General features: G+C 68.0%; 1 protein-coding gene. It reads left to right on the forward strand.

Translation table 11 applies throughout. The features are described 5' to 3' along the window. The coding region (locus F5972_RS36670) for a beta-xylosidase family glycoside hydrolase (protein ID WP_150940749.1) at window positions 1-2,877 on the forward strand (2,877 nt) is incomplete at its 5' end. Window positions 2,878-3,008: the final 131 nt, after the last annotated feature.

Below are 3,008 nucleotides of genomic sequence, written 5' to 3' on the forward strand. Positions count from 1 at the left end.
TACATCAAGGGCAACCGCCCGCCGGTGGCGCGTGCCAGCGCCGACAAGACCGACGGCCCGACGCCGCTGACCGTCAAGTTCAGCAGCGACGGCTCGCGCGACCCCGACGGCAAGGCCATCACCTACGCCTGGGACTTCAACGGCGACGGCACGACCGACTCCACCGAGGCCAACCCCACCTTCACCTACACCCAGGCCGGCGAGTACAGCGCCGTCCTGACGATCACCAACGCCGACGGCAGGACCGCGACCTCCAGCGTGACGGTCAACGCGGGCAACACCAAGCCCGAGGTCAAGGTCGAGCTCCCGCCGAACGGCGCGTTCTTCGAGTTCGGCGACCAGGTGAAGTTCAAGGTCACCGTCACCGACGCCGAGGACGGCACGGTCGACTGCAGCAAGGTGCAGATCCAGTCCATCCTGGGTCACGACACCCACGGTCACCCGCTCGACCAGACGACCGGCTGCGAGGGCGTGGTGCAGACCGCCATGGCGGGCCACGGTGAGTACGACAACCTGTTCTACGCGATCGAGGCCAGCTACACCGACAAGGGCGCCGGGTCGGCCAAGCCGCTCACCGGGCGGGGTCAGGTCATCCTGCAGCCCAAGCGCAAGCAGGCCGAGCACTACAGCGCGACCGGCCGCGTCACCGGCGGCACGGGCACCGACGCCGCGGGTGTGCAGACCGAGGACACGACCGACACCGCGGGCGGCAACAAGAACATCGGTTTCGTCCAGGACGGCGACTGGTGGTCGTTCGACCCGATCAACCTGACCGACATCACCGCGATCCGTCTCCGCGCCTCCTCGGGCGGCGCCGGCGGCACCGTGCAGATCCGGCAGGGCAACCCCGACAACGGCACACTGGTCGGTTCGGTGGACATCGCGCCCACCGGCGGCTGGCAGACGTTCAAGGACGTGACGGTCGACCTGGCCAACGCGCCGACGAACAGCGGCCCGCTGTACTTCGTCGTACGCAAGCCGGCGAGCGCGGCGAACGACGCCTACCTGCTCAACTTCAACTGGGTCGACTTCGTCGGCAAGGGCGCCACCAACAACCAGCGCCCGACCGTGTCGGTGGCCGCCAACGCGACCACGGGCATCGCGCCGCTGAAGGTGGACTTCACCACCACCGCCAGCGACCCCGAGGGTGACGCGCTCACCTACAAGTGGGACTTCGGGGTGAACGGTTCGCCGGAGCCGACCACGGCCAACGCGAGCTACACCTACACCGCGCCGGGCACCTACACCGCCACGGTGACGGTGACCGACGCCAAGGGCGCCACCGGTAGTGCTCAGGTTCAGATCAGGGTGAACGCGCCGACCACGACGTGTTTCACCGGCCGTTCGGACGACTTCCTGGGCAACCAGCTCGACCGTGACCGTTGGTCGGTCATCCGGGAGAACCAGGACCTGAAGGTCGCCGACGGCAAGCTGATCATCCCGACCTCGCCCACCGACATCTACAGCACGGGCGGCGACACGCCGAACATCGTCGTGCAGCCGATGCCGTCGGGCGCCTGGACGGCCACCGCCAAGCTCACGCTGAAGGCGCTCACCACCTATCAGCAGGCCGGTCTGGTCATCTACGGCGACGACGACAACTACGCCAAGATGGTGCTGCAGGCACGGGGCACCGACGACCACGCCAACCGTATCTTCCAGTTCATCCGGGAGGAGAACGGCAGCCCCAACGAGGTGACGGCGAGCAACACGGCCCAGCTCGGGGACGCCTACCCCGACACGGTGTACGTGCGGTACGTCAGCGACGGCACCAACATCACCGCGCACTACTCCTCGGACGGCACCAACTTCACCGCGATGTCCGAGACCAAGCCGCTCGCCGGGATCTCCAACCCGAAGATCGGCCTGATCTCGCTGGCCTCGACGAACAACCCGGTGACGGACGCGGCCTTCGACTGGTTCCACATCACGCCCGACGACAAGGCCACGGCCTCGGACCCGGGCGACGAGTTCGAGGGCACCGCGCTCGACCTCTGCCGCTGGAACGCCAACGTGCGCTACGACGCGACGGCGGCGCGGGTCAGTGGTGGTCAGCTCCAGATCGACACGAGCAAGGGTGACATCTACGGGTCCGACAACAGCAACCCGAAGAACTTCATCCTGCAGACCGCGCCGAGCGGTGACTGGACGCTGGAGACCAAGGTCGACGGTTCGGCTCTCAACGAGCAGTTCCAGCAGGGCGGCCTGATCGTCTACGGCGACGACGAGAACTACGTGAAGTTCGACTACGTCGCGGACAACGCCGCGGGCTCCGCCGTCACCCGGCGGCTCGAGCTGCGCAGCGAGGTCGGCGGCGTCGTGCAGGACCCGCAGCCCCAGGTCACCGACCTGACCTCCGGGGTGTGGTGGCTGCGCCTGAAGAAGGTGGGCGACAGCTTCACCGGCGCCTACTCCTCCGACGGCACCACCTGGACCGACCTGGCCACCAACGGCACGGTCACCGCGGTGAAGAACAGCGCCGTTGCCGGCACCGGCAAGGTCGGCCTGTTCGGCTTCGGCGTCAACCAGACGGCGTCCAAGACGGTCAAGTTCGACTACTTCAAGCTGACCCCCGCCTCCACGGCGAAGGTCAAGCTGACCGTCACCGCCGGCATCCGCTGCATCGGCACCACCGCCTACCTGGCGGTCACCGCCGTCAACGACGGCGACGCGCCGGCCACGATCACGCTGAACACCGCGTTCGGCAACAAGACCGTGACCGACGTGGCCCCGGGCAAGCAGGCCTACCAGTCCTTCAACACCCGGACCACCCAGATCGCCGCGGGCAAGGCCACGGTGACCGGCACCGCCACCATCGGCGGCAAGCAGGTCACCACGTCCTACGACGCGGCATACAACGCGGCCACCTGCCGCTGAGCACGACCAACCCGGGGCCGGCCGGCCGAACAGCCGGCCGGCCCCGCCCCCTCATAAATCGGAGTGATCACCCCATGCGAATGACCCGCACCACCCAGATACTCGCCGCCTCCGTGCTCGGCCTCACCCTC

Origin of the sequence: Microbispora cellulosiformans, from assembly GCF_008728085.1 — a bacterium.
Classification (GTDB): Bacteria; Actinomycetota; Actinomycetes; order Streptosporangiales; family Streptosporangiaceae; genus Microbispora; species Microbispora amethystogenes.